This is a genomic window from Brevibacillus sp. HD3.3A (genome assembly GCF_013284375.2).
GTDB classification, from domain to species: Bacteria; Bacillota; Bacilli; order Brevibacillales; family Brevibacillaceae; genus Brevibacillus; species Brevibacillus parabrevis.
Map to the genome: position 1 here is coordinate 3,394,186 of NZ_CP085874.1, position 23,161 is coordinate 3,417,346.

Consider the following 23,161-nt stretch of genomic DNA (forward strand, 5'->3'; position numbering starts at 1 on the left):
CAATCGAGGTGACAACATGCAACAATTTCTGTTAGATGTAACAGCGTCCATCAACGATTTTTTCTGGTCTTATGTTCTGATCGTCATGCTGGTTGTGCTCGGTCTGTTCTTCTCGTTCAAAGGCCGTTTCCTGCAAGTCCGCATGATCAAAGACATGCTCCAAGCGATTCGCGAAGGGAAAAAAGGGTCTGCCGACAGCATCTCTCCTTTCCAAGCTTTCTGTATCAGTATGGCCGCGCGTGTCGGTACCGGAAACATTACGGGAATCGCCATCGCTGTAGCGCTCGGCGGTCCTGGCGCGGTTTTCTGGATGTGGGTCATTGCGATCATCGGTTCTGCCTCTGCCTTCGTGGAAAGCACGCTGGCGCAAGTGTATAAAATCAAAGACAAAGACGGTTTCCGCGGCGGTCCTGCCTACTACATGGAAAAAGGACTGAACAAGCGGTGGATGGGTGCCCTGTTTGCGGTATTGATCACCTTGTCTTTCGGTCTGGTGTTCAACGCGGTGCAGTCCAACACGATTACGCTCGCTTTTGAAAACTCGTTCGGAACAGATCGGCTGACGATCGGCCTGATCATGACCATCGCCTTTGCTGCGATCATTTTCGGCGGAGTGAAGCGCATCGCGAAAATGTCCGAGTATATCGTCATCGTGCTTGCGATTTTGTACATTGGCGTTGCCCTGTTTATCGTCATGATGAACATTACGAAAATGCCGGAAATGATTGCCCTGATTGTGAAAAGTGCCTTTGGCCTGGAGCAGGTTGCTGGCGGTACGCTGGGAGCTGCGCTCATGCACGGGGTCAAACGCGGTTTGTTCTCCAACGAAGCAGGTATGGGTAGCGCACCGAACGCCGCAGCTACGGCTACGACGAGCCACCCTGTCAAGCAAGGTCTGATTCAGGCGTTCGGCGTTCTGACAGACACGCTGATCATTTGCACAAGCACGGCTTTCATCATCTTGCTTTCCGGCGCGTACAAGCAGTCCGATCTGAGCGGCATCGAGCTTTCCCAAGCGGCTCTGTCCATCCACCTCGGCGATTGGGCGTCGGCTACTCTCGCTGTCATGGTCTTCCTGTTCGCTTTCAGTACGTTGATCGGGAACTACTACTACGGTGAAACGAACATCGAGTTTTTGAAAACGAGCAAATTGTGGCTCATGCTCTATCGTGTCAGCGTATTGGCAATGGTTTTGTTCGGAGCGGTCGCCAAAGTGCAACTCGTTTGGGACTTGGCTGACTTGTTCATGGGGCTGATGGTCGTGGTCAACCTGATTGCGATTTTCATGCTCTCCAAAGTCGCCTTTGCCGCTTTGCGCGATTATCAGGAACAGAAAAAAGCAGGCAAAGACCCTGTGTTCTACAAAGACAGCATCCCTGGTCTGGAAAATGCGGACGCATGGGAAGCCGCTCCTGTTGCTAAGAAAAACGAGCACGCGAGCTAACCACTTTTCCGTTTTCCACTAACAAAAAGAAGCCTGATCATGTGACAGGCTTCTTTTTCATGTGTCCGGCTCTTTCTCGTTCAAGCTTTGTATCCGCTCAGGCAAATCCACCAAACGGGGACAACCAACTCTCCCTCTGATTCGTCCGCATGCCATGTCGTTGCCACAAAATGAGGCGCCGCTCCTTCGTTGCTCGAAGGCGGACTTGCTTCTTTTCGTATGCGCCCTCCCCCTACAGACGAGGGTCGATCTCTTTTTCCTGCGCGACTTCAAACAGCATCGTCGCCACGGTTTGCTGGTACGCTTTGTTCTCTGGTGAAATATCCGCCAGCTTGACGCGCAGCATGCTTTGGCCCAGCTCGTGCTCTTTTTGGGCGGTGCGCAGTTTTTGCCCGATGTGCTTCTGTTTCACCAACTTGCGATATTTGTGCGGGAAACGGTAATCGTAGCCGTAAATGATCGACAAATATTCGGGATTTCGCACCTTCATCGCCGGAACTGTCTTGCCGTTCGGCAGTTCGGGCTTGATGACGATCCCTTCCATTTGCTGCTCCAGTGTCGTCGTTTGGAAAAAACGGGCGGCTTGTTCATACGCCCTGTCTGCGTCGTCCAGATCAATCACGGCGCACGCATCTTCACTGACAAAGCGGTACCACTCAGAAGTTCGGCCATCGGGAAGCCGCTCTTCTCCGTTGGCATCAATCAGCTTGAGCACAGCAAACGGCTTGAAGGCAAGCTCGCCAGACTCTCCGTACAGGACAAGCTGCTTTTCATAAGTCGCATAGGCAGCCAGGTGCTGATCGAGCGGAACCAAGCTGTCTTTGATTTCGCGGACATGCTTGTAGTTTTGGTACAACGTCGGGCCGTACTGGGCTGCCAACGCGTTTTTCGGGAGATGAAACTGTTCTTTTGCAAATCCGCTGGCGTCGTATTCCCCGATCAGCTTGTGGAGCGCCTGTTCAAAACCGTGCTCCTGCAAGTAAGTCAGCTCGCTTTGCAGAGCGGCACCGATCGGTTTGAACTGCTTTTCGATCAGCCCTTCACCGATTGCCCTCCATGGCAGCAATTCGCCGTCAAGCAGCAGCATCTCTACCTGATTTTCTTCCATATACGCTGCGAATTTGGCAAGCAACTGTTCATAAATCGGGGTTAAATCCACCTGCTTGATCTTGTAGCCGTTGCGGCTGACCGCGAAGCAATGCTCCATCGTCCGATGCAAATACACATTGCAGCGCGAGCCCATGTATTTAGGCTGAAGCACCACTTCTTTTACCCCGCGCTCGGCAAAATAGCGCAGTCCCGCTTGCAGCGACTCCAGCTCGCCTGTCGCTTCGTCCTTGTCTGCCGGGGGCATCGTCCCGGAAATGAAATTGATTTTATGTTGCAGGCAGTATTCGAGTCGACGAACTTCTTCGCTGGCAAGCTCGGCAAGTGACACCTCCCGCTTCGCCTGGAACAAGGTCGGCAATGCTTCGGTAATCGCCGCATGTGTGGAGCGCTCTGTTTTGTACTGCGGTCTGTGTGTGATCATGACGGAGGTCAGCGCATTTCCGTGCACGCATCCCGTGTCGAGATGAATTTTGTTTTTCAAACGAAACGCCTGCTTCGCCGCTACGTGTCCGAACAAGTGATACGGATGGTTGCTCACCGCTTCTTCGGCCAAAAAGGTCAGTTGTTGTTCGAGCGCATCCGTCCGGTCAATCCGGATGTTGCGCTGATTGCGAGCGGCAATTGTGTCGAGCTTGCCGATGTATTTGTTTGCGCATGGCGCATGTGTCACGTAATAGGACGGACCTGCAAGCGACTGGACGCGGTAAAACGGCTGCGAAATCGCGTACAACTGGTTGAACTTTTCGTGCAATCGCGGATCGGCGCGCAATACGGCGACAGAGTCGAAGTACGTCTCCAACAACGTCGGCTCCGCGCCCTTGATTTTTCCTTGCAAAAAGTGGTAGACAAAATGCTCGTGATTGCCCAGCACGAACAGAAAATGCTCCTGATTGTCGTACAAAAATTCGATGATCTCGCGAGTTTGCTTGCCTTTATCAATCCAGTCGCCAGCGAGTATCACCTGCGTGTCGCGGACTTTGTCTGTCGGAACAAGCCGATTGTCCTCCAGCTCGTATCCGTAGGCGACAAGCAGCCTTTTCAGTTCTTGGACACACTCATGCACATCGCCAACGATGATGTACTTTTTGTCTGGGGCAAGAATCGTAGCCAAATAGTCTGCCTTGTTTTCGATGTGCACCTCATAGGAAGTCGCGCCATTTGTCCCGCGCTCTGCCGCAGCAAAATCTTTGGCCCGGATTCGGTGTATTTTGGCATACCCTTCTTTGGACAAGGCGCGCAGCACTTCTTTTTTCAGCCGCAGGATGTGGCTCGAAATCAGCTTTTTCGACCGCTCGGAGGCGTAATAATCCTCGCGCTTGTGGTAATCGAATAAGATGACTTCCACGTTGTAATGATTTTCCTTCGCGATCTCCCGGACACGCGCGCGAAAATCTTCGGCCAGGCCCGTCGTGTCGACGACCACGAAAGGCGCGTTAATCGGGAAAGACGTGACCAGCCGCAGCTTTTCGAACAGGAGGCGAAACGCTTGTTCACTCGCTTCCAGCATGACCTGATCGTACTTGTCGTACGCATACCCGAGCAGTTCCTGGCGCAATTGATCCGAAGAGATGTACGCCACATTGGCTTGCAGCCGTTTCCCCGCATCCGCGATTCCAAGCTGCGGGATCAGCACTTGCTGGGCAAATGTCGTCTTCCCGCATTCGGTCGGGCCGACGAGCATGAAAATCGTATGGACGTTCGTCGATATACGCATCGGTTACGCCCTCCTTTTTCTGAGAATGACACCTTGTGTCGTCGGCATTCCGTTGACCTGATCGCCGATTTTGACAAACTCGCCCTCGACACCAGCCGTTTGCATGATCTCGTTCATCCACGTCTGGAAAGCTTGCTCGCCCATCTCCCATTTGTGGTCGTCGTGCCGAAAACCGGACAATTCGTAGTACGGATTGAAATCCGCATTCGGTGTCGTGATGATAAAGCTTGCAAAATCGACCTCGCGGCAAAGCTGCAAAATCAGCGCTCTCGCCTCTTTCGTGCTCATGTGCTCGATCACTTCGGTCAAGATGATGTCGACCTGCTCGCCATTGTATTCGAGCAAAAACGAATCGACGGAAGGAAACAGGACGATATTGTCGACCTCTTTCGCCACGGCTTTCCGGTTGACCAGTTCCAGCCGCTCTTCGTCAATGTCGACCGCGTAATAGCAATGCGCCAGCTTCCCGGCAAAAGCCAGGGCGTAAAATCCTTCGCCGCAGCCGACATCCAAAATCGGGCGCGAAAAGGGCAGCTGTCCCGCAATAAAGTTTCTGCGCTGCATGCCCGTGCTGCCATACTCCAGATGCATCTCGTAACGATCCGTCTGTTCGAGAGCAGCCTTGTATTTGCGATAATGCTCCCGCTTGGGCAAAAAGTTTCGCGAGAACAGGCTGCGAATATAGAAAGGCGCGTCCATCGCCTGGATGCTCTTGATGTATTTGTCGAGCAAGCTGTCGGAAATATCGAGGTGCTCTTTGCCGAACGTCGCCAAAAACAGGCAGAGTACGCTGGTCACTTGCAGCAGGTCGTGCAAGCTTTTTTGCGTCCGAATGGTCAACGCGTAGCTTTTGTCGGCCCTGTGCTCGATTTCGAAGGAAAAGTCTTTGACGTGATTTTGAAAAAAGGCAATGTAGCGCACCAGCTCGATATGAACCATGTTGATGAAAAAAGTATGCGTGTAGCCTGCAACGTCCCGTTCATCCCGCGATTTTAACGGTGCCGAAAAGTATTCGCCAATCGCATGAAGCGGAAACAAAGGCGTGTTGTAACGCGACAGGTTCAAGTATTCGAAATGCTCGTGTTCATACTGTTTATAGGATATTTCGTTGTCGGCATCTTTAAAATAAACGTGGTAGCGGGAAGCATCCGAGTACCACCCGTAGGCGATTCCTTTGCGCACCGACCGCAGCGATAGTCCGGTCGCCGGATTTTTTTTGATCAGAAACGAAAAATCCGGATTGGTGGATTGCAATGATACGATAGCCATCTGTTCTCTCTCCTTCCAGCCAAGCTTGCTTTGTTGTATTTCCATCTTCTTCTATTTGACTGGACGTGAACAGGGCAGAAGTATTACGATTCACCTTTCCTTTTAGCGATAGGCACAAAAAAAGAACCTGCTTGCACAGGTTCTTGCGTCGTTATTTCTTCGTCAAGGCGTTGACGACATCGTCATCCTTTTTGGTGTTGTTATTTCTTTTCTACCGCATGTCCGCCAAATTCGTTGCGCAGCGCAGCGACAACTTTGCCGTGGAAGGCATCCTCGTCCAGCGAGCGATAGCGCATGAGCAGCGACATCGCGATCACAGGAGTGGCTGCTTGCAGGTCGAGCGCCGTTTCCAGCGTCCATTTTCCTTCGCCGGAAGAGTGCATGACGCCGCGAATGTCATCGAGCTTGGCGTCTTTGCGGAAGGCGCGCTCCGTCAAGTCCATCAGCCAGCCGCGGATGACAGAGCCGTTCGCCCACACGCGGGCCACTTCGGCGAAATCGTAGTTGTACTGGCTTTTTTCCAGCACCTCGAAGCCTTCCCCGATCGCTTGCATCATTCCGTACTCGATCCCGTTGTGAATCATTTTCAAAAAGTGACCGCTGCCCGCATCGCCCGTGTACAAGTAGCCCTTGTCCACGTTGATGTCGCGAATCATCGGTTCGATGTGGGCGAACGCTTCCCGATCCCCGCCGATCATCATACATGCCCCGTGGCGAGCGCCTTCCATTCCGCCGCTTGTGCCTGCATCGAGAAAATGAATGCCATTGGCTTTCAACCGTTCGTAGCGCTCTACAGATTGCTTGTAATGCGAGTTACCGCCGTCGATGACGATATCGCCGGGAGCGAGAATCATAGACAGCTGATCAACCAGCTGGTCGACAATCTCCCCTGCCGGAACCATCAGCCAGATGACGCGCGGCGTGTCCAGCTTCGCTACCGCATCCTCGACAGAAGCAGCCGGAATCGCTCCTTCGCGGCTCAGTTCTTCCGCACGGCTTTTATCTACGTCGTAAGCGACAACCTCATGTTGATGAGAAAGCAAATTGAGTGTCAGATTGTACCCCATTTTACCTAGACCGAGAATCGCAAGTTTCATTCGCGTACGTCACTCCTTTTGGGATGAACTCTGTTAGTTTGTATTATAAGACAAAAATTTTCATCTTTCATCAGAAATGAAGAAAATTTTTTTGAAACTAGGAAACGACCGTCTGTTTCTCCTATACTAGCAAGTAGGAAATCATTGCATTTGCCCTGCACGAGCCTTTTTGGCAATATCTTTTGCTGAAATATAGATGGCATTCCAGTACGATTCAATTCAATTCAGGAGGTCGCATTTCATGCCAGATACAACGTCACACACGCCTGTCAGTGTGCTTGCGCAGCTGCGCGCCATTTACACACAGTTAAGCGGCAAAGAACAGCAGATTGCCGATTACATTTTGCAGCATGCCAATCAAATCGTTCATTTCTCCATTACCGAGCTGGCCGATCAGTGCCAGTGCGCGGACGCGACGGTCTTTCGGCTTTGTCGGCGGCTCGGTTTTCGCGGGTACCAGGCGTTTAAAATCGCGCTGGCCAGCGAAGTGACCAATCCAAAGCAAACGATCTACCAGGAGATCAATCTGGATGACGACGACATCGGCGCGATTGCCGAAAAAATTTTCACCGCGAATCTGGAAACATTGCGGGACACCCTGCAAATCATCAACAAGGATGAGCTGCTCAAAATCGTCTCCTGCCTGGAAAAAGCGACTCGTATTGAATTTTACGGCTCTGGCGGCTCGGCTGCGATCGCCCAAGACGCCTACCACAAATTCATGCGGACAGGCATTCCCTGTATTCATCACTCGGATGCCCACTATCAGGTCATGTCCGCTTCGCTGCTGACGGAAGGCGCGGTAGCCGTAGGTTTCTCCCACTCCGGCTCCAACAAAGATATTTTGGCAGCCCTGCGCGTAGCCAAGGAGCGCGGCGCCAAAACGATTGGCATTACGAGCTACGGCAAGTCTCCCCTCGTCCGTCTCGCTGACATGTGCTTATACACGACTTCGCGGGAAACCGTTTTTCGCACGGAAGCTTTGTCTTCCCGCCTCGCCCAGCTCAGCCTGATCGATTTGCTGTACGTGGCGGTTTCCTTGCGCAGACAGGACGATACGATCTCCAACATTCAGCATATCCGAGAAGCTATCTCGCTCAAACGCCTGTGATCAGGCGTTTTTCTTTTTCCCTCCCAAACCATCAAACGGCTATTTTTGGTAATACTATCGATGTGAATATGAAAAATGAAATAATTTTTTTCTTTTATATTAACAAATGAAAAAAATTTCGCTATAATCTCGTTATCAACACGCCACTCGGTTGAAAGCGTATACAAATGATCGTGACTGTTTCCATTCTCTTCGGAGCCAAAAGAACAGGCGGCAAGCGGTCCGATCTTACTTTTAGGAAAACATCGAGACGTTTTTCGCGAAAAAAGGGTGAAAGCACATGAAGCAAAGCTACTTTATCGGTCTTGATATCGGGACAACCAGTACGAAAGCGATTGTCTTCACAGCATCTGGAGCCGTTCGCGGGACTGGCAATATCGACTATCCCCTGCTGGTGCCGAAAGCATCGTGGGCTGAGCAAGACCCGGAAACGATCTTCGCCGCTGTCGTTGCCGCATTGAAACAGGCGATTGAACAAGCGGACATCGGGCAGAACGAAATCGGCGGCATCGGCTTCTCCACCGCGATGCACAGCCTGATTGCCGTAGATGCGCACGGAAATCCCCTGACGAACAGCATCATCTGGGCGGATAACCGCAGCGCGGCACAGGCAGAGCGGCTCAAGGAGGAAGGTGTCGGCCATTCGATCTACCTGGCGACCGGAACGCCGATCCACCCCATGTCGCCGCTTCCCAAAATCATGTGGCTCAAAGAGAATCAGCCCGATATTTCCCAGAAGACAGCGAAGTACATTTCCATCAAGGAATATGTGATCTATCGACTGTTCGGTCAGTACGTGGTTGATTACTCCATCGCTTCGGCTACGGGACTGTTCAACTTGCGCAAACTGGACTGGGACGACAACGCGCTGCAGGTTGCCGGCATCACGAAGCAACACCTGAGCGAGCCAGTGCCGACTACCCATATCCTGCGGGGAATGAAGGTACGCTATGCGGAAGAGATCGGGCTTGATCCCGACACGCCTTTTGTGGTCGGAGCAAGTGATGGCGTGCTGGCCAATCTCGGCATCGGTGCCATCGACAACGGTCAGGTAGCCATTACGATCGGGACGAGCGGAGCTGTTCGGACGGTCGTGCCCGAGCCGATCACCGATCCGAAAGGCCGCACGTTCTGCTACTTGCTGACGGAGAATCATTGGGTCATCGGCGGCCCGTCCAACAATGGCGGGATCATGCTCCGCTGGTTCCGCGACGAGTTCAGCTGGCCGGAAGTCGAAAAGGCGAAGCAGCTGGGCGTCGATCCTTACGACGTCATGATTCAGGCAGCTGAGCATGTACGCCCCGGCGCAGATGGGTTGCTGTTCCTCCCCTTCTTGTCCGGCGAACGCGCGCCCTACTGGAATGCGCAGGCGAGAGGTTCTTTTTTCGGCATCGGCCTGCACCACAAACGGGAGCATTTCATCCGCGCCGTCCTCGAAGGCATTTTGTTCAGCGTATACAGCATTGGCATCGCGCTCCGCGATCTGGCTGGAGGCGCCAAGGAAATTCGCGCATCCGGCGGCTTCGCCCGTTCCAAGGAATGGCGGCAAATCATGTCCGATATGTTCGGCTACGAGGTGCTGATTCCTGAGAGTCACGAAAGCTCCAGCTTTGGCGCCGCCCTTTTAGCGATGCACGCGCTTGGAGCATTGGACAATTTGCATGATGTGAAAAAGATGATTCACATTTCGCACAGGCATGAGCCGGACCTGGAGCGATCCAGCATGTATCTGGAGTTGTTTTACATTTACGAGCGCGTTTACTACAACCTCCTGGAGGAGTACAAGCTAATCGCCAAGTTCCAAAAACAGTTGAACAACTAGACACATCAAACGGAGGGTTCTATCATGCCACTTCTCATTACGTTGATCTCGATTCTCTTCCTCCTCGTTCTCATCACGCGGTTCAAAGTCAACCCGTTTGTCGCGCTGTTGCTCGCGGCCGGGTTTGTCGGAATCGCTTCCGGGATGCCGCTCGTCAAAGTCGTCGACTCGATCAAAGACGGGATGGGCGGAACGCTCGGCTTTATTGCGATCGTGCTCGCGCTTGGCACCATGCTCGGAAAAATGATGGCGGAATCCGGCGGCGCAGAGCGAATCGCCCGCACCCTGATCCGGCTGTTCGGTGAAAAAAACGTGCACTGGGCCATGATGTTCGTCGCCTTTATCGTAGGGATTCCGGTCTTCTTTCAAGTAGGCTTCGTTCTGTTGATTCCGCTCGTCATTACGATTGCCAGACAAACGGGCGTCTCTTTGCTGAAAATCGGGATTCCGCTCATCGCCGGATTGTCCATCGTGCATGGCATCGTGCCTCCGCACCCTGCTGCCATGGCAGCGGTCGATCTGTTCCAGGCCGATGTCGGCAAGACGATTTTGCTGTCCATCATCGTAGCCCTGCCTGCTGCAATCATCGCCGGGCCGCTCTACGGCAGCTGGATTGGCAAGCGCATCCAGACGAGCATCTCGCCTGAGCTTGCAGCGCAAATGGCGGAGCCAAAGGACGAGCGCGAATTGCCTGGCTTCGGAATCACTGTCTTTACCGTGCTTTTGCCTGTGTTTTTGATGTTGCTCGCGACTGTCGCCGATGTAACATTGCCGAAGGAAGACGCCTTGCGCCAATGGGCTGATTTTATCGGCAGCCCAATCACGTCCCTGTTGATTGCCGTCATCATTTCGTTCTGGACACTCGGCTTCAATCGCGGCTTTACCAAAGACGACATTCTCAAATTCACAAACGACTGCCTCGCTCCTACCGCGACAATCCTGTTGGTCATCGGTGCGGGTGGCGCGTTCAACAAAGTTCTGCTGAACAGCGGCGTCGGCGATTACATCGCCGAATTGGCCAAAGCCTCCGCGATTTCGCCCATCCTGTTGGGCTGGCTGATCGCTGCCCTGATCCGCGTGGCTACCGGCTCCGCTACCGTCTCCATGATGACGGCAGCAGGAATTGTCGGGCCTATCGCCCTGCAAGTTCCCGGAACCAGCCCGGAACTGTTGGTACTGGCAACAGGCTCCGGCTCGCTGATCCTGTCCCATGTGAACGATTCCGGCTTCTGGCTGATCAAGGAATATTTCAACATGTCGGTGCAAGATACGCTGAAGTCGTGGACGGTGATGGAGACGATTTTGTCGGTGGTGGCGATTATTTTGATTATGGCATTGAGTTTGGTTGTATAGGGTGGAGGTAGTACAGATGTAATGGAGCAGGGCACTCTTTCTGGTGGGATTGGGGGAGTGTCCTGTTTTTGTTTTTGTTTTTGTTTTTGTTTGTGTTGGTTGTTTGGTTTTGTGTTTATGGTTTGGTTTATGAACGGATTTATTAGTTCTTGCTCGATATTATGTGTAATATGTCAACCCCGCCTATTTTTCTTGGCTTTTTTGTTGGTTTATTTAGCACTGGATGGAGTTTTTACAAATTTAAAACAACCTTTATCTTGTCAATATGTAGATTCACTTGGTCTTTTTGTTCCGGGTTATCCCTAATAAATTCCACACATGTTTCTTTCAAGCAATCATAGAAATCTATATTTTTCATAATGATTTCGTTATACGAAGAAGTGTTAATGAAGATCATTATGCCTTCTTTAAATTCAATCTCCTCAGAATGCTCTGGAAGTTCATATCCCATCATATGATCTTGCCACGGCTCTCCATTGGATAAACACTCTGGCACATCAAGTAAATCGCTCTTCAAAAAGGAAAAAAAACCTTGAATGACTGGCTGTTATCTATTAACGTAACCCTCCTAATTACCATAATTTCTTCCCTCTAATACAGAGTGTACTCTTTCTATTTCTCCAGTAGTTGGATTTTTCCATCCTTCAAACAAACTTATACAAGCTTTTGACGTCATCGCCTCCCAAAACACCCGTTGCAACCAGGTCGCCCGCGTCTACCGCCGCGCCCCACAAACCAGCCAGCGTATCCCCAAAAGCCGAAAACTTCCCTTCCACCTCGGCGATCTGTTTATTCAAGGTTCGTTTCGCCATGACCGCAAGAATCCCGTTGGCCGCTACATCCTGCTCAAACGCACTTAACAGTTGCGGACAAGAATGCCGGGCACTCGCTTCCAGCTGAATGTTTTCACTGCTCGCATTTGCTTCTTCGATTAGCTCCAAGGCATCTCCTGCCGTTTTGACCGTCAATCCTTCTGTGCCGGACAAATGAACAGTCGCACCGCTCAGGTTCGCGGCGCCTTTTCCTTGAATCCGCACCTGCGAAGCACTATTGAAACTGACGCCCGCATCCTTATTCATGGAAATGTACAGCATGCCCTCCTGCGCCGTCATCGTCAGTTCTTTGTCGCCCAGCGTAAACTCTTTGCCTTGAGGATTGCCGAACGATTTGACCCCCGGGTCCTGCATTTTTTTCGCTTGTTTCTGGACGGCTTCGCCTTGCGGGGCGTGGCGCACGGAGTTCATGACCATGCCGTCGTCCTCTTCCACGCCTTGGAAGTACAGATTAAGTTCTGGCATGAGTTGTAATATATGATTGCTACATTGTTCATTTTCTACATGACAAAAAGCTCATTCCTACTCGTAATTCGAGTCTGTAAAATATTCTGTGTAAACTCTCAACCTCTAAACTACAATTAGGATTAGAAAGGTTGGGAGATTTTTATGATGTCTAAAGAGCAGATCAAGCAGTGGATCAAAGAGAAAAACATGAAGTCAGTGGACGATGTACAGTCGGCGTTAAAGAGTCTATTTGCAGACACGATTCAAGAAACGCTGGAAGCTGAAATGGAGTCCTCTCTTGGATACGCCAAGCATGACATGAAAAACAAGCGGACAACCAACAGCCGCAATGGGTATAGCAAAAAACCGTTCGCTCTGAGTATGGGGATGTTGACATCCAAGTACCTCGGGATCGGGAGGGTGATTTTGAACCGAACATTGTAAAGAAACATCAGTCCAATGTGACAGGGATCGAAGATCAAATTCTAGCCCTCTATGCTAAAGGCGTATCTTGAGAGTTATCATCGACAGCTACGAAAAGTTACAAAGGGGAAGGCCATGTTTCCTACAGACGATGCCCTTCTGAAGATGTTATATCTCGTAACCATGGATGTCCTACGAAAGTGGACGGGACGAGTCCAGAACTGAGGCCAGATTCTCTTGCAGCTATCTGTTTTCTTTGCGGACCGAGTACAGCCATACATCCGCTAACAAATGAAAGGCTTCATCCCCAAAGAGATTCTCTTTTTCTCCACCAAGGTGTCAAGAGTTCGCTTGGCCTTACGTCCTTGACTCAGTTGGTTTCGAAAAAGATGTCTCAATCGGGGGATGAAACCTTTTCATATATGGGTTGATTGAGTTTACACGAAATTCTTGACAGACCCCATCACATACAATTTTCAAAAATCCATCTTTTGGCTTGTTCTTTATTTAAGACTATAGGATGCTCGGGAGTTCCAATATTTATACTAATAATATTAGCCTTCTCAATCCCCTTAACATTTCTAAAACTTGCTCCCTTAACCAAAACATCTTCAAAAAAAGAATCTTCAATATTAGCATTATCTAGTACTGAATCTCTAAAGTCTACACTACTAAAATAACAAATATTTAATTCAGCATTCGATAGATCAGCCCCTAAAAAGACCGTCTCTTCGCTCTCACAATCTGTAAATTTTGTATTTTTAAGATTGCTGTTACTAAAATCAGCATAAGATACATTTGCTTTGTAGAAGTTAGCATGCTTTAACCAAGCATTTCTAAATGTTGAAGAACAAACCCATGTTAAAATAAAATTGCCCGCTTCTAAGTTCACACTATCAAATGAACAACTGATCAATCTAGCTTCCTTCAAGGAGAATTTCGACAGATCAATATACTCTAAGTTAATTTCGTCAAGTATTAACTTCTTTCCGTTTTCACCTGCTGATTCTAACCACATTTGATGCAACTCTAACTGTGTGATTATATTTTTTTCATTTTCCATTCTATCCCCCCTTAATTTAAGGATACCAAATTACTCTATCAACTAACCCTTCCTTAACAATAGCCTCTTTTAGCTGCTCGATATGTTCTGGAATTAGTTGTCTGGTATCAATTATTATATTGATGCCTTTATTCAATTTTTTATACATGTTCTTCAGTGTAGTTTTCACGCTAAATGCTCCCTTTTTAGGATCGGTGTGACCATTAGGGTAAGACTCATAGCTCTTGACATCCCAACGTTGCTTATTAGGTGATAATTCGTCATAAAATTCAGCGCCACCAGAATCTCTCTTTATTCTGCCTAGATCTCCTCTTTCTTCTACAGCTAAACCTACTTCTCTTTCCTTTTTTCCTTGATCATCTAAAACATGTCCTCTATCTGGATCTGTAGCCAAGTCATCCAACTCTTCTTGAGTTCTCCCTCCAGTATATTTTCCGTTCTTATCATAAAGGTCAGATTTATTCTCTTTACCCGTCCCCTCAGTCCTCCTCGTCTCCCCTCCCTTATCTTTACTACCCCCACGCCCTCTTTGATCCGCCTCAAAGAAAACATGGTACCCTCCAACTCCGCCTATCCCGTCTGCGCTGGTCTGCCCAATTACAATTCGACCATCAAGCTTCCTGTTCATTTTTAGGATAAGCAAATCAATCACATCTTGCAAATTTTGGATTTCATCTAGCGGGATTTCGGCTTTGGTTTTCAGCTTCCCGTCCTTTTGCCCAGTGCTGTTTCGGTGGTGGTCGTTTGCTCCTTGGAGGGGCAGTGCCGCACCGTTTCCATCCTTTTGTTGGCCTTGCTCGTGATCCGACCTGTCTGAAGTATGGCTTGCCTTCGAATCACTTCCTCCCTGGTCTCTTACTTTTTTGACGGCTTTCCTGTAAGCCCCGAAAAGGCCACGACTGCCGACCAGTTCCAAGATAATCAGGTCTTTTTTGGCACTGTTTCGTCCTTTTTCGTAGCTCTCTTCAATCGAACGGGTCCACTTGCCGCCTTTGGCATCCTCGATCAAGTACTGCGCTTCTTCTATAAAAGGTTCGACTGCTTCCTTTAGAATCCCCCGCCCTGCATCGAGCGCATCTCCTGCCACTTCCAGTTTTGACTTTTCCCCCGTAATCACCTTTTCTGCGTACGTAAAGGCATCCTCTGCGGTTTTCTGGAGTCCTTGTACCATGAGATTGCGCTCCGTTAATGAGCCTACCTCTTTCCCACTGGCCCATTCATACACGTTCTCGGAATACCCGAAGGATAACGTGGAAAAAACGATGTCCGCTGTATCGACAGTGGCCGCCCAAAATGCCGACATGTTTTCCGACCAAAACTCTTTCGTGACTCGCACTTCCGCGTCCATGTTTGCCTGGATTCGCTCTTTTATGATCCCGTCCACTCCTATGGACTGCACTTTTTCTTCAAAGGCGCTCCACAGGTGGGGAAAGCTTCTGCGCGTGGTGGCGTCCAGCTTGATTTCCTCACTGCTGGCGCTAATCTCTTCTTGCAGTTCCATATGGTCTACGATCGTCTTTATGGACAGACCTTCCGATCCGGTCAAGGTAACCGCAGCCCCATGCAAGCTCAGTCCTCCGCTTGCCTGAATCCGCACCTGCGACGCACTATTGAAACTGACGCCCGCATCCTGATTCATGGAGATGTACAGCATGCCCTCCTGCGCCGTCATCGTCAGCTCTTTGTCGCCCAGCGTGAACTCTTTGCCTTGGGGGTTGCCGAACGATTTGACTCCCGGGTCCTGCATTTTTTTCGCTTGCTTCTGGACGGCTTCGCCTTGCGGGGCGTGGCGCACGGAGTTCATGACCATGCCGTCGTCCTCTTCGGCACCAGGGAAGTACAGCTTGACCTTGGAACCGAGCTCTGGCATGAGGTATAAAATCTGGTTGCCTTCTGCGGCGTACGGGAACCATTGGGCTTTGCTTGCGTCTTGTTTTTGGTCCATATTCAAGTGAATTTTGACCTGGTTGCGGCCAACCTGAATGATTTTGCCGTCGATGGCTGCGCCGATGATCGCGGAGTTGTACAGCTTCGTCTGTTTGACCGATTCAGGCACAGCGCACACGTAAGTCCACTTCAACAGTCCCTGCTCCAGCGTTCCCACAACCTTCGTGATGACAAACGTTCGGCCGTCACGCTGCACCTCATCGCCGATGTGCAGCCATTCGTCGTGGTCGAAGGTATACGTCGTGTACTGGTATTCGGACAGCGAGGATGCGCCGTTCGCCGCTTTTTTCATATATGGTGCAATCGCCCGGTTGACCTCGTACGGAGCCGCTTCCAGCTTGATTTGCTTGCGTCCCTCGGGCATTCCGATCCAGAAACGCACCTTGTGGTCACTGACATCCGGGACGAGGACGGCTCCCACATGCGAAGCGATGCGCCTGACAAACGTCCAGTCCGTCTCCTCGTACTGCATGATGAACTTGCCCTGCTTTTTTTCGTCAAAAGCTTGGTCGATGAAATCCCCGCCCGGATAGACGGACAAAGCTTCCTCGACGACATCCCGGTACAGGCGGTCTACCTGTTGAAAAGAGCGCGTTTTCGGACTCAAGTCCATCGCGTATGTATGGGAAATCGCTTGAATCGTCACGTAATGAATATCCCGGACGACTTTGATCTCCACATGCTGCAAGCAACCCATGAAAATCGGCTTTTTCGCCGCGCCCTGTTTCCCGTACAGCCCGATGCCGTCGTGATTGCTGGCCAGATGGATGATTTCCTCTTCTTTGTCTTCCGGGACGATTCCGGTCAGGCGCAAAGTCGCATGCGTGCCCGTCTGATGCAAAAATGTCAGGCTGTCCAGCCGGATCGGCCCATACGGCCAGACGACTTGCAAATCGTGATAGGTCATGACGCCATCTGTTGCCTGCATTTGCTATGCTCCCTCCTTTCTCTCCTATTCCCAAACGACTATGTTTAACAGATGCACGTTTTTGTAACTTCATTTTTAAATCGACATATATGTTAAAATATTCCATGATGCTAAAGTCCCTCTTTTCCGGGTCTCATCCTTTGCTTTTCCACCTTTTCTACCAGGGAGGGAGGAGGGATTTGCTCAGGGTGTAGCAAGAGATATCGCATATATAATGAAACAGGACATTCCCTCCAGCAGCTCTTGGAAGAATGTCCTGTTTTTATGCGCATTTATGCAGCTTCGGCCGCCTTGGTTTTTCGCTTCTGCTGAAAATACACTTTCGCTTGCTTGTTGTTGAGCAGCACCAATAAAATAACCAAATAGACGATGGCAACCAAAAACGTTCCTTTACTTACATCCAGCAACATGATCAAAATGATGCACCCGATTGACGTTTTCAACATTCGCAGTTTGATAAAAAGCGCGAGCAGAGACGTGAAAAATAACGGAAACATCAACATGCCTTTTAACCTGCCCAATACATAGCTTTGCTCCAGCATGTCCTGTGGCATATCGACCATTCGAAAGACGATTTTGCTCGCCCAATGGCTGAGGTTCATCGGATCGGCCAGTTCCACGATTACGTACAGGCTTACCAGGACAAAAATTTGCAAGAGCATAAATCCCTGGATGATTTTAATCGAGAGTGGTGCTTTCATCAATCAATTCCCTTTCTTTGGATATTTTTACACACTCTATAAAAATCGACAAATATAGAAACCACATTCATAGGACATTAGACCTTAAAAGTGCACTCGTTCCGGTTCTTTTTTCTCAAAATGAAAAGCCAAAAACGGCAACCCGTCTCCCGAGTTGCCGCTTTCCTTCCTATTTATTGCCAGAGCGAATTTATTGCCGGAGCGAATTTATTGCCCTACCGACACGCCGACTTGCTCAGGCTCCTTTTTTTTCGGTGCTTTTGCTTTTTGTTCGCTCTTCTTTTGGTTCATTTCGAATGCGGCCAAGATCGCTTCCTGGCGCTTCATTCCGGATTTCTCCAGCTCTTCCATCGTCGAGACGATTTGCTTGTAGTCCTTTGGAATTACTTTGACGAACTTGGCGACGGTTTGCTGCCATTGATCCAAGAGTGCTTTTGCCAGCGGACTTCCTGTGAAAGCAACGTGATTTTCCAGCAGTTTTTTGACAGCGGCAATCTCGTTCTGGTCGTCCAGCTTTTCCAAAAGAACCATTTCCTGATTGCAAGTTGCCGCAAAAGCCGCTTTGTCTTCTGCCAGCACGTAGGCGGTTCCGCCCGACATGCCCGCCGCAAAGTTTTTGCCGACCTGACCGAGCACCACGACACGTCCTCCGGTCATATACTCGCAGCCATGGTCGCCGACACCTTCGACAACGGCGGTGACACCACTGTTTCTCACGCAGAAGCGCTCGCCTGCCAGGCCGTTGATGTACGCTTCGCCAGAGGTCGCGCCGTAGAAGGCGACGTTTCCGATGATCATGTTGCGCTCAGGGGCAAAAAGGCTCTTTTTCGCTGGCGCGACGACGATTTTTCCGCCAGACAGCCCTTTGCCGACGTAGTCGTTCGCATCGCCTTCCAGCTGCAACGTAATGCCGCGCGGAACGAATGCGCCGAAGCTTTGACCAGCCGAACCGTAGAAGTCCAGGCGAATCGTATCTTCCGGCAAGCCGTGCAGGCCGTATCTTCTCGTCACTTCGCTGCCAAGGATCGTCCCGACGACGCGGTTTGTGTTGCTGATCGGCAGCCTTGCCTGGATGTGTTTTTGTTTTTCCAGCGCTGGCTTGCACAATGCGAGCAAGCTTTGGCGATCCAGCGTCTCCTCCAGCTTGTGATCTTGGTTGCGCTGATGGTATCTGCCGACCTCGGCGGAGACGGCTGGCTGGAACAAAAGTGCGGACAGGTCGATATGTTTCGCTTTCCAGTGCGCTTTCGTTCTTTCGCTTACGGTGAGAATCTGGCTTTGGCCGATCATCGCCTCGATGGAGCGGAAACCGAGCTGGGCCATGATTTCGCGCACTTCGCGAGCGACGAGGCGCATGAAGTTGACGGCGTGCTGCGGATCGCCCTTGAAACGTTTGCGCAGCTCGGGGTTTTGCGTGGCAACCCCGACCGGGCACGTATCCAGATGGCAAACACGGGCCATGACGCAACCGATGGAGACGAGCGGAGCCGTCGCGAAACCGAACTCTTCCGCTCCGAGCAAGGCAGCGATGACGACGTCGCGGCCGGTCATGAGCTTGCCGTCTGTCTCCAGCACGACGCGATCTCGCAGCTGGTTGAGCAACAGCGTCTGATGTGTTTCCGCCAAGCCCAGCTCCCACGGCAAGCCAGCGTGCTTGATGCTCGATTTCGGCGAGGCACCCGTCCCTCCGTCGTGACCGCTGATGACAATGACGTCTGCCAAGCCTTTTGCCACCCCGGCGGCAATCGTTCCGACGCCTGCCTTGGACACGAGCTTCACGCTGATGCGAGCGCGCGGATTGGCGTTTTTCAAGTCGAAAATCAGTTGCGCGAGATCCTCAATCGAGTAAATGTCGTGGTGAGGCGGCGGCGAAATCAGTCCGACACCTGGCGTCGAGCCGCGCACTTCGGCAATCCACGGGTACACCTTGCTGCCTGGAAGCTGTCCGCCTTCCCCTGGCTTCGCTCCTTGCGCCATTTTGATCTGGATTTCGGAAGCATTGACCAAATAGTGGCTGGATACGCCAAATCGTCCGGAAGCGACCTGCTTGATGGCGCTGCGGCGCAAGTCTCCGTTTTCATCCGTCGTGTAACGGGTCGGGTCTTCTCCCCCTTCACCGCTGTTGCTTTTCGCTCCCAGACGGTTCATGGCAATCGCCAGCGTCTCGTGCGCTTCCTTGCTCAGCGAGCCATAGGACATCGCGCCCGTTTTGAAGCGGTGGACAATCGAGTCTACTGATTCGACTTCATTCAACGGAATCGGCTTGCGATCCGATTGGAAATCGAGCAGGTGGCGCAAAGCGGAAAACGGCTGCTCCCCCGCCATTTCGGCGTAAATTTTGTACTGCTCGTAGCTGCCTTCGCGGCATGCTTTTTGCAAAGCGTGCACGGTTTTCGGATTGAACAGATGATACTCGCCGTCGCGCCGGAATTGGAAGTCGCTGCCTGCGTCGAGCTTTTCTTCGGAATGTTCTGGCGAAAAGGCTTGCGCGTGGCGGAGCAGCGTCTCCTGGGCGATCACATCGAGCGAGATGCCCGAGATTTGCGAAGGCGTGCGGGTAAAGTAACGGTCGATGACAGCGGAATGAATGCCGACCGCTTCAAAAATTTGCGCGCCGCGATAGCTTTGGATCGTGGAAATGCCCATTTTCGACATGACCTTGACGACGCCTTCGATCGCCGTTTGCAAGTAAGCCTCAATCGCTTCCTCGACCGTCACTTCTTTCAGCTTGCCAGCAGTGATCAGGTCGAGCACGGAGGCAATCGCAACGTACGGGTTGACAGCATCCGCGCCGTAGCCGATCAGCATGGCGAATTGATGCACGTCGCGCGGTTCGCCCGATTCGACGATCAGGCTGGCTTTCGTGCGGGTTCCCTGGCGTACCAGATGGTGATGCAAGCCGCTTGCAGCAAGCAAAGCCGGAATCGCCGCCCAGTCGGCGTTCAAGCCGCGGTCAGACAAGATCAACAAGGTGTATCCAGCTGCAATCGCCTCATCCGCTTCGGCAAACAAGCCTTCCAGCGCTTCCTCCAGCGCGCGATCTCCGCCGTCTGCCTTGAAAAGAATCGGCAACGTCTTCGCCTTGAACTCTTGGTACGGATTGGCGCGAAGCTGTGCCAGCTGCTGATTGGACAAAAGCGGATTGGTCAAACGGATTCTGCGGCAATTGGCTGCGGTCGGTGCCAACAGATTGCCTTCCGCCCCGAGAACCGTATGGGTCGATGTGACACAAGCCTCGCGCAGCGAATCGATTGGCGGATTCGTAACTTGCGCGAACGATTGTTTAAAGTAATGATACAGCAGCTGCGGACGGTCTGACAGCACAGCGAGCGGCGTGTCGACGCCCATCGAGCCGATCGGGTCTTTTTGTTCTGCGACCATCGGCGCCAACATTTTGTCCAGCTCTTCCTGCGTGTAGCCAAATGCCTTTTGGCGCGCCAGCAGTTCTTGACCTGCCAGATCGTCGGGAGTGCCTGCTGCCGGCAGTTGTTCCAACGGCTGCAATTGCGTTTTTACCCAGTCGCGGTACGGCTGTTCGCTGGCGATTTGCCGCTTGATCTCTTCATCCGAGACGATGCGGCCTTCCTCCAGATCGACGAGCAGCATGCGGCCGGGGCTGAGGCGTCCTTTTTGCACGATTTTTTCTTCCGGTACTTCGAGTACGCCTACTTCCGACGAGAAAATGATCGTGTCATCTGTCGTTACGTAGTATCTCGCCGGGCGCAAGCCGTTCCGGTCGAGGATCGCCCCGATTTGTCTGCCATCGGTAAAGGAAATGGCGGTCGGGCCGTCCCACGGTTCCATCAAGCAGCTGTGGTATTCGTAAAAAGCTTTTTTATGTTCATCCATCTGCTCATCCTGATCCCACGGTTCGGGAATCATCATCATCGCGACGTGCGGCAACGATCTGCCAGCCAGCGAGAAAAATTCCACGCAGTTGTCGAGGATAGCCGAGTCGCTTCCTTGCATATCAATGACGGGAACCACTTTTTCCAGATCGCGTCCAAACAGAGCCGACTCGAACATTTTTTCGCGGGCCATCATCCAGTTCACATTGCCCTGCAACGTGTTGATTTCCCCGTTGTGGATCAGATAGCGGTTCGGGTGCGCTCTCTCCCACGTCGGAAAGGTGTTCGTGCTGAATCGCGAGTGCACCACGGAAAAAGTAGAAGTGTACGAATCTTCTTGCAAATCAAGGTAAAATGCGTCAAGCTGTCCTGGAGTCAACAGTCCTTTGTAGACGATGGTGCGGGAAGACATGGACGCTGCGTAGAAGCCTTCGCCTGCCGCTTGCTCCATCTGCTTGCGAATGACGTACAGCTTCCGTTCAAACGCCATCTGGTCAGCTAAATCAGCACTCGCTCCGATAAACACCTGACGGACAAAAGGCTGGCTGGCTGCGGCCGTTTTGCCGATCTTCGTCCCATCGACGGGCACCGTGCGGAAGCCAAGCAGCTTTTGACCTTCTGCCGCAATAATGGCGGCCAGTTTCGCTTCGTATTGCTCGCGCAGCTGTTCATCCATCGGCATAAACAGCATGCCCACGCCGTACTTGCCTTGCGCCGGAAGCTGGAAGCCCAACTCCTTACAGGCTTTTTTGAAAAAGGCGTGCGGAATTTGCGTCAAAATTCCGGCTCCGTCACCCGTTTCCGGATCGCTGCCTTGCCCGCCGCGATGCTCCAGCTGGCAAAGAATTTTCAAGCCGTTTTGCACCATCTCATGCGTGGCTTTTGCTTTCAAATTGGCAATAAAACCGATTCCACAAGCGTCGTGCTCGAACATCGGATCGTATAAACCTTGCTTCGCAGGCATTCCATTTCTCGTCATTTGTCTCCACTCCCTTGCTCTCTCTGTTAACTCAATTTTAGATTGAGTGAACCGATACAAACAATATATAATTTACTCAATATTAATCTCAAAACGAGATTGATCGGGAATGGGGGGTCTTCATGGAGCTTCGACAGATTCAATACTTCATTGAAGTAGCCAAACGCGAGCATTTCACTGAAGCTTCGCACAACTTGCACGTGGCCCAATCTGCGCTGAGCCGGCAGATCGCCAATCTGGAGGAAGAGCTTGGCGTCTCCCTGTTTATCCGCGAAGGCCGCAACGTCAAGCTGACAGCCGTAGGCAGAATCTTTTTGCAACACATGGAAATGGCTGTGAGCGAAATCGAAAAAGCCAAGCAAAAAATTGACGAATTTCTCGATCCGGAGCGCGGGACGATCCGCGTCGGGTTTACGAGCAGTCTGGCTGCCAATCCGCTGCCAACGGTCATTTCCGGCTTTCGCGCAAGGTACCCGGATATCGGCTTTCAGTTGAAGCAAGGCTCTTATCAGGGGCTGATCGACTCCGTCATCAACGGCGAGATCGACCTGGCTTTTCTCGGCCCGGTTCCGACCCAGGAAAAAAACGTGCGCAGCCATATTTTTTTCGCCGAAAACATCGTCGCGCTGCTGCCCGCGAGACATCCGCTCGCCAAACAGCCGAATTTGCGACTGAATCAGCTTCAGGAAGATACGTTCGTCCTGTTCCCGCCCGGTTTTATTTTGCGAAATATCGCGGTCAACGCCTGTTCGCAAATGGGCTTCGCTCCCAAAGTCGCCTTCGAAGGGGAGGATATTGACGCGATCAAGGGACTCGTCGCTGCAGGGCTTGGCGTCACGCTTTTGCCTGAGCTGACCTTGACGGATAACGTGCCGCGCGAGACTGTCAAAATTCCGATCAGCGAGCCGCTCGTCCAGCGTACGGTCGGCATCATCATCCCGAACAACCGGGAGCTGCCCCCTTCGGAAAAGCTGTTTTACCACTTTTTAAAGGAATTTTTCGATGTGCTGAGCAAGTACAGCTGACCCACGTAATGAGACAGGCAAAAAAACAACCCTGATGACGACTTGCT

Annotated in this window: 14 protein-coding genes and 1 pseudogene; 6 read left to right on the plus strand and 9 right to left on the minus strand. The window is 51.5% G+C overall.

Annotation, left to right across the window (positions count from 1 at the left end):
* The first annotated feature begins 16 nt into the window (after positions 1–16).
* Positions 17–1,444, plus strand: coding sequence for an alanine/glycine:cation symporter family protein (locus HP435_RS15475; RefSeq protein WP_122966408.1), 1,428 nt, complete (start codon positions 17–19; stop codon positions 1,442–1,444).
* 232 nt (positions 1,445–1,676) lie between these two features.
* Here HP435_RS15475 and HP435_RS15480 read toward each other — a convergent pair whose 3' ends face one another.
* The 3 genes from HP435_RS15480 to gnd all read right to left on the minus strand — a co-directional run bounded on the left by HP435_RS15480 (position 1,677) and on the right by gnd (position 6,634).
* Entirely contained in the window at positions 1,677–4,268 is a 2,592-nt protein-coding gene (locus tag HP435_RS15480; RefSeq protein WP_173599807.1) for a metallophosphoesterase, read from the minus strand.
* Positions 4,269–4,271: 3 nt separating this feature from the next.
* The gene (locus HP435_RS15485) at positions 4,272–5,537 is read right to left on the minus strand and encodes a class I SAM-dependent methyltransferase (RefSeq protein WP_173599806.1); all 1,266 of its coding nucleotides are present in this window, start codon (positions 5,535–5,537) and stop codon (positions 4,272–4,274) included.
* 200 nt (positions 5,538–5,737) lie between these two features.
* Positions 5,738–6,634: a phosphogluconate dehydrogenase (NAD(+)-dependent, decarboxylating) gene (gnd, locus tag HP435_RS15490; protein WP_173599805.1), complete on the minus strand. Its 897-nt coding sequence runs from the start codon at positions 6,632–6,634 to the stop codon at positions 5,738–5,740.
* Positions 6,635–6,875: 241 nt separating this feature from the next.
* Here gnd and HP435_RS15495 point away from each other — a divergent pair, with 241 nt between their 5' ends.
* The 3 genes from HP435_RS15495 (at position 6,876) to HP435_RS15505 (ending at position 10,920) form a co-directional block, all read left to right on the plus strand.
* Positions 6,876–7,745 (plus strand): MurR/RpiR family transcriptional regulator, encoded by an 870-nt coding sequence (locus HP435_RS15495; protein ID WP_122966404.1) that lies wholly within the window; start codon positions 6,876–6,878, stop codon positions 7,743–7,745.
* Between the two features lie 280 nt (positions 7,746–8,025).
* Positions 8,026–9,567, plus strand: coding sequence for a gluconokinase (gene gntK, locus HP435_RS15500; protein ID WP_173599804.1), 1,542 nt, complete (start codon positions 8,026–8,028; stop codon positions 9,565–9,567).
* Between the two features lie 24 nt (positions 9,568–9,591).
* Positions 9,592–10,920, plus strand: a complete 1,329-nt coding sequence (locus tag HP435_RS15505; protein ID WP_122966402.1) for a GntP family permease — start codon at positions 9,592–9,594, stop codon at positions 10,918–10,920.
* Positions 10,921–11,152: 232 nt separating this feature from the next.
* On the opposite strand, the gene HP435_RS15510 is transcribed toward HP435_RS15505, so the two are convergent.
* Positions 11,153–11,437 carry a ribonuclease toxin immunity protein CdiI gene (locus tag HP435_RS15510; RefSeq protein WP_217365802.1) on the minus strand — a complete coding sequence of 95 codons (285 nt, stop codon included), beginning with the start codon at positions 11,435–11,437 and terminating at the stop codon, positions 11,153–11,155.
* 127 nt (positions 11,438–11,564) lie between these two features.
* Entirely contained in the window at positions 11,565–12,170 is a 606-nt protein-coding gene (locus HP435_RS15515) for a hypothetical protein (RefSeq protein WP_173599803.1), read from the minus strand.
* A 237-nt stretch (positions 12,171–12,407) separates the two neighbouring features.
* Between HP435_RS15515 and HP435_RS29280 the strand changes: the two are divergent.
* Positions 12,408–12,712, plus strand: a pseudogene (locus HP435_RS29280) (transposase); the annotation flags it as partial.
* A 374-nt stretch (positions 12,713–13,086) separates the two neighbouring features.
* On the opposite strand, the gene HP435_RS15525 reads toward HP435_RS29280, so the two are convergent.
* The 4 genes from HP435_RS15525 to gltB all read right to left on the minus strand — a co-directional run bounded on the left by HP435_RS15525 (position 13,087) and on the right by gltB (position 22,089).
* Positions 13,087–13,686 (minus strand): pentapeptide repeat-containing protein, encoded by a 600-nt coding sequence (locus HP435_RS15525; RefSeq protein WP_173599802.1) that lies wholly within the window; start codon positions 13,684–13,686, stop codon positions 13,087–13,089.
* 16 nt (positions 13,687–13,702) lie between these two features.
* Positions 13,703–16,561 carry a late control protein gene (locus HP435_RS15530; RefSeq protein WP_229049690.1) on the minus strand — a complete coding sequence of 953 codons (2,859 nt, stop codon included), beginning with the start codon at positions 16,559–16,561 and terminating at the stop codon, positions 13,703–13,705.
* A 272-nt stretch (positions 16,562–16,833) separates the two neighbouring features.
* Positions 16,834–17,262, minus strand: a complete 429-nt coding sequence (locus tag HP435_RS15535; protein ID WP_173596603.1) for a hypothetical protein — start codon at positions 17,260–17,262, stop codon at positions 16,834–16,836.
* 207 nt (positions 17,263–17,469) lie between these two features.
* On the minus strand, positions 17,470–22,089 hold the full coding sequence (gltB, locus tag HP435_RS15540) for a glutamate synthase large subunit (protein WP_173599515.1): 4,620 nt from the start codon (positions 22,087–22,089) through the stop codon (positions 17,470–17,472).
* Positions 22,090–22,211: 122 nt separating this feature from the next.
* Between gltB and HP435_RS15545 the strand changes: the two genes are divergently transcribed.
* Entirely contained in the window at positions 22,212–23,114 is a 903-nt protein-coding gene (locus HP435_RS15545; protein WP_122965455.1) for a glutamate biosynthesis transcriptional regulator GltC, read from the plus strand.
* Positions 23,115–23,161 lie beyond the last annotated feature (47 nt).

What these genes read in the sequence shown, in the direction of transcription:
- HP435_RS15475 (WP_122966408.1), top strand. Translation starts at nt 17, where the DNA reads ATGCAACAATTTCTGTTAGATGTAACAGCGTCCATCAACGATTTTTTC.
- HP435_RS15545 (WP_122965455.1), top strand. Translation starts at nt 22,212, where the DNA reads ATGGAGCTTCGACAGATTCAATACTTCATTGAAGTAGCCAAACGCGAG.
- HP435_RS15480 (WP_173599807.1), bottom strand. Translation starts at nt 4,268, where the DNA reads ATGCGTATATCGACGAACGTCCATACGATTTTCATGCTCGTCGGCCCG.
- HP435_RS15495 (WP_122966404.1), top strand. Translation starts at nt 6,876, where the DNA reads ATGCCAGATACAACGTCACACACGCCTGTCAGTGTGCTTGCGCAGCTG.
- HP435_RS15485 (WP_173599806.1), bottom strand. Translation starts at nt 5,537, where the DNA reads ATGGCTATCGTATCATTGCAATCCACCAATCCGGATTTTTCGTTTCTG.
- HP435_RS15535 (WP_173596603.1), bottom strand. Translation starts at nt 17,262, where the DNA reads ATGAAAGCACCACTCTCGATTAAAATCATCCAGGGATTTATGCTCTTG.
- HP435_RS15530 (WP_229049690.1), bottom strand. Translation starts at nt 16,561, where the DNA reads ATGCAGGCAACAGATGGCGTCATGACCTATCACGATTTGCAAGTCGTC.
- gltB (WP_173599515.1), bottom strand. Translation starts at nt 22,089, where the DNA reads ATGACGAGAAATGGAATGCCTGCGAAGCAAGGTTTATACGATCCGATG.
- gnd (WP_173599805.1), bottom strand. Translation starts at nt 6,634, where the DNA reads ATGAAACTTGCGATTCTCGGTCTAGGTAAAATGGGGTACAATCTGACA.
- HP435_RS15525 (WP_173599802.1), bottom strand. Translation starts at nt 13,686, where the DNA reads ATGGAAAATGAAAAAAATATAATCACACAGTTAGAGTTGCATCAAATG.
- HP435_RS15505 (WP_122966402.1), top strand. Translation starts at nt 9,592, where the DNA reads ATGCCACTTCTCATTACGTTGATCTCGATTCTCTTCCTCCTCGTTCTC.
- gntK (WP_173599804.1), top strand. Translation starts at nt 8,026, where the DNA reads ATGAAGCAAAGCTACTTTATCGGTCTTGATATCGGGACAACCAGTACG.
- HP435_RS15515 (WP_173599803.1), bottom strand. Translation starts at nt 12,170, where the DNA reads ATGGTCATGAACTCCGTGCGCCACGCCCCGCAAGGCGAAGCCGTCCAG.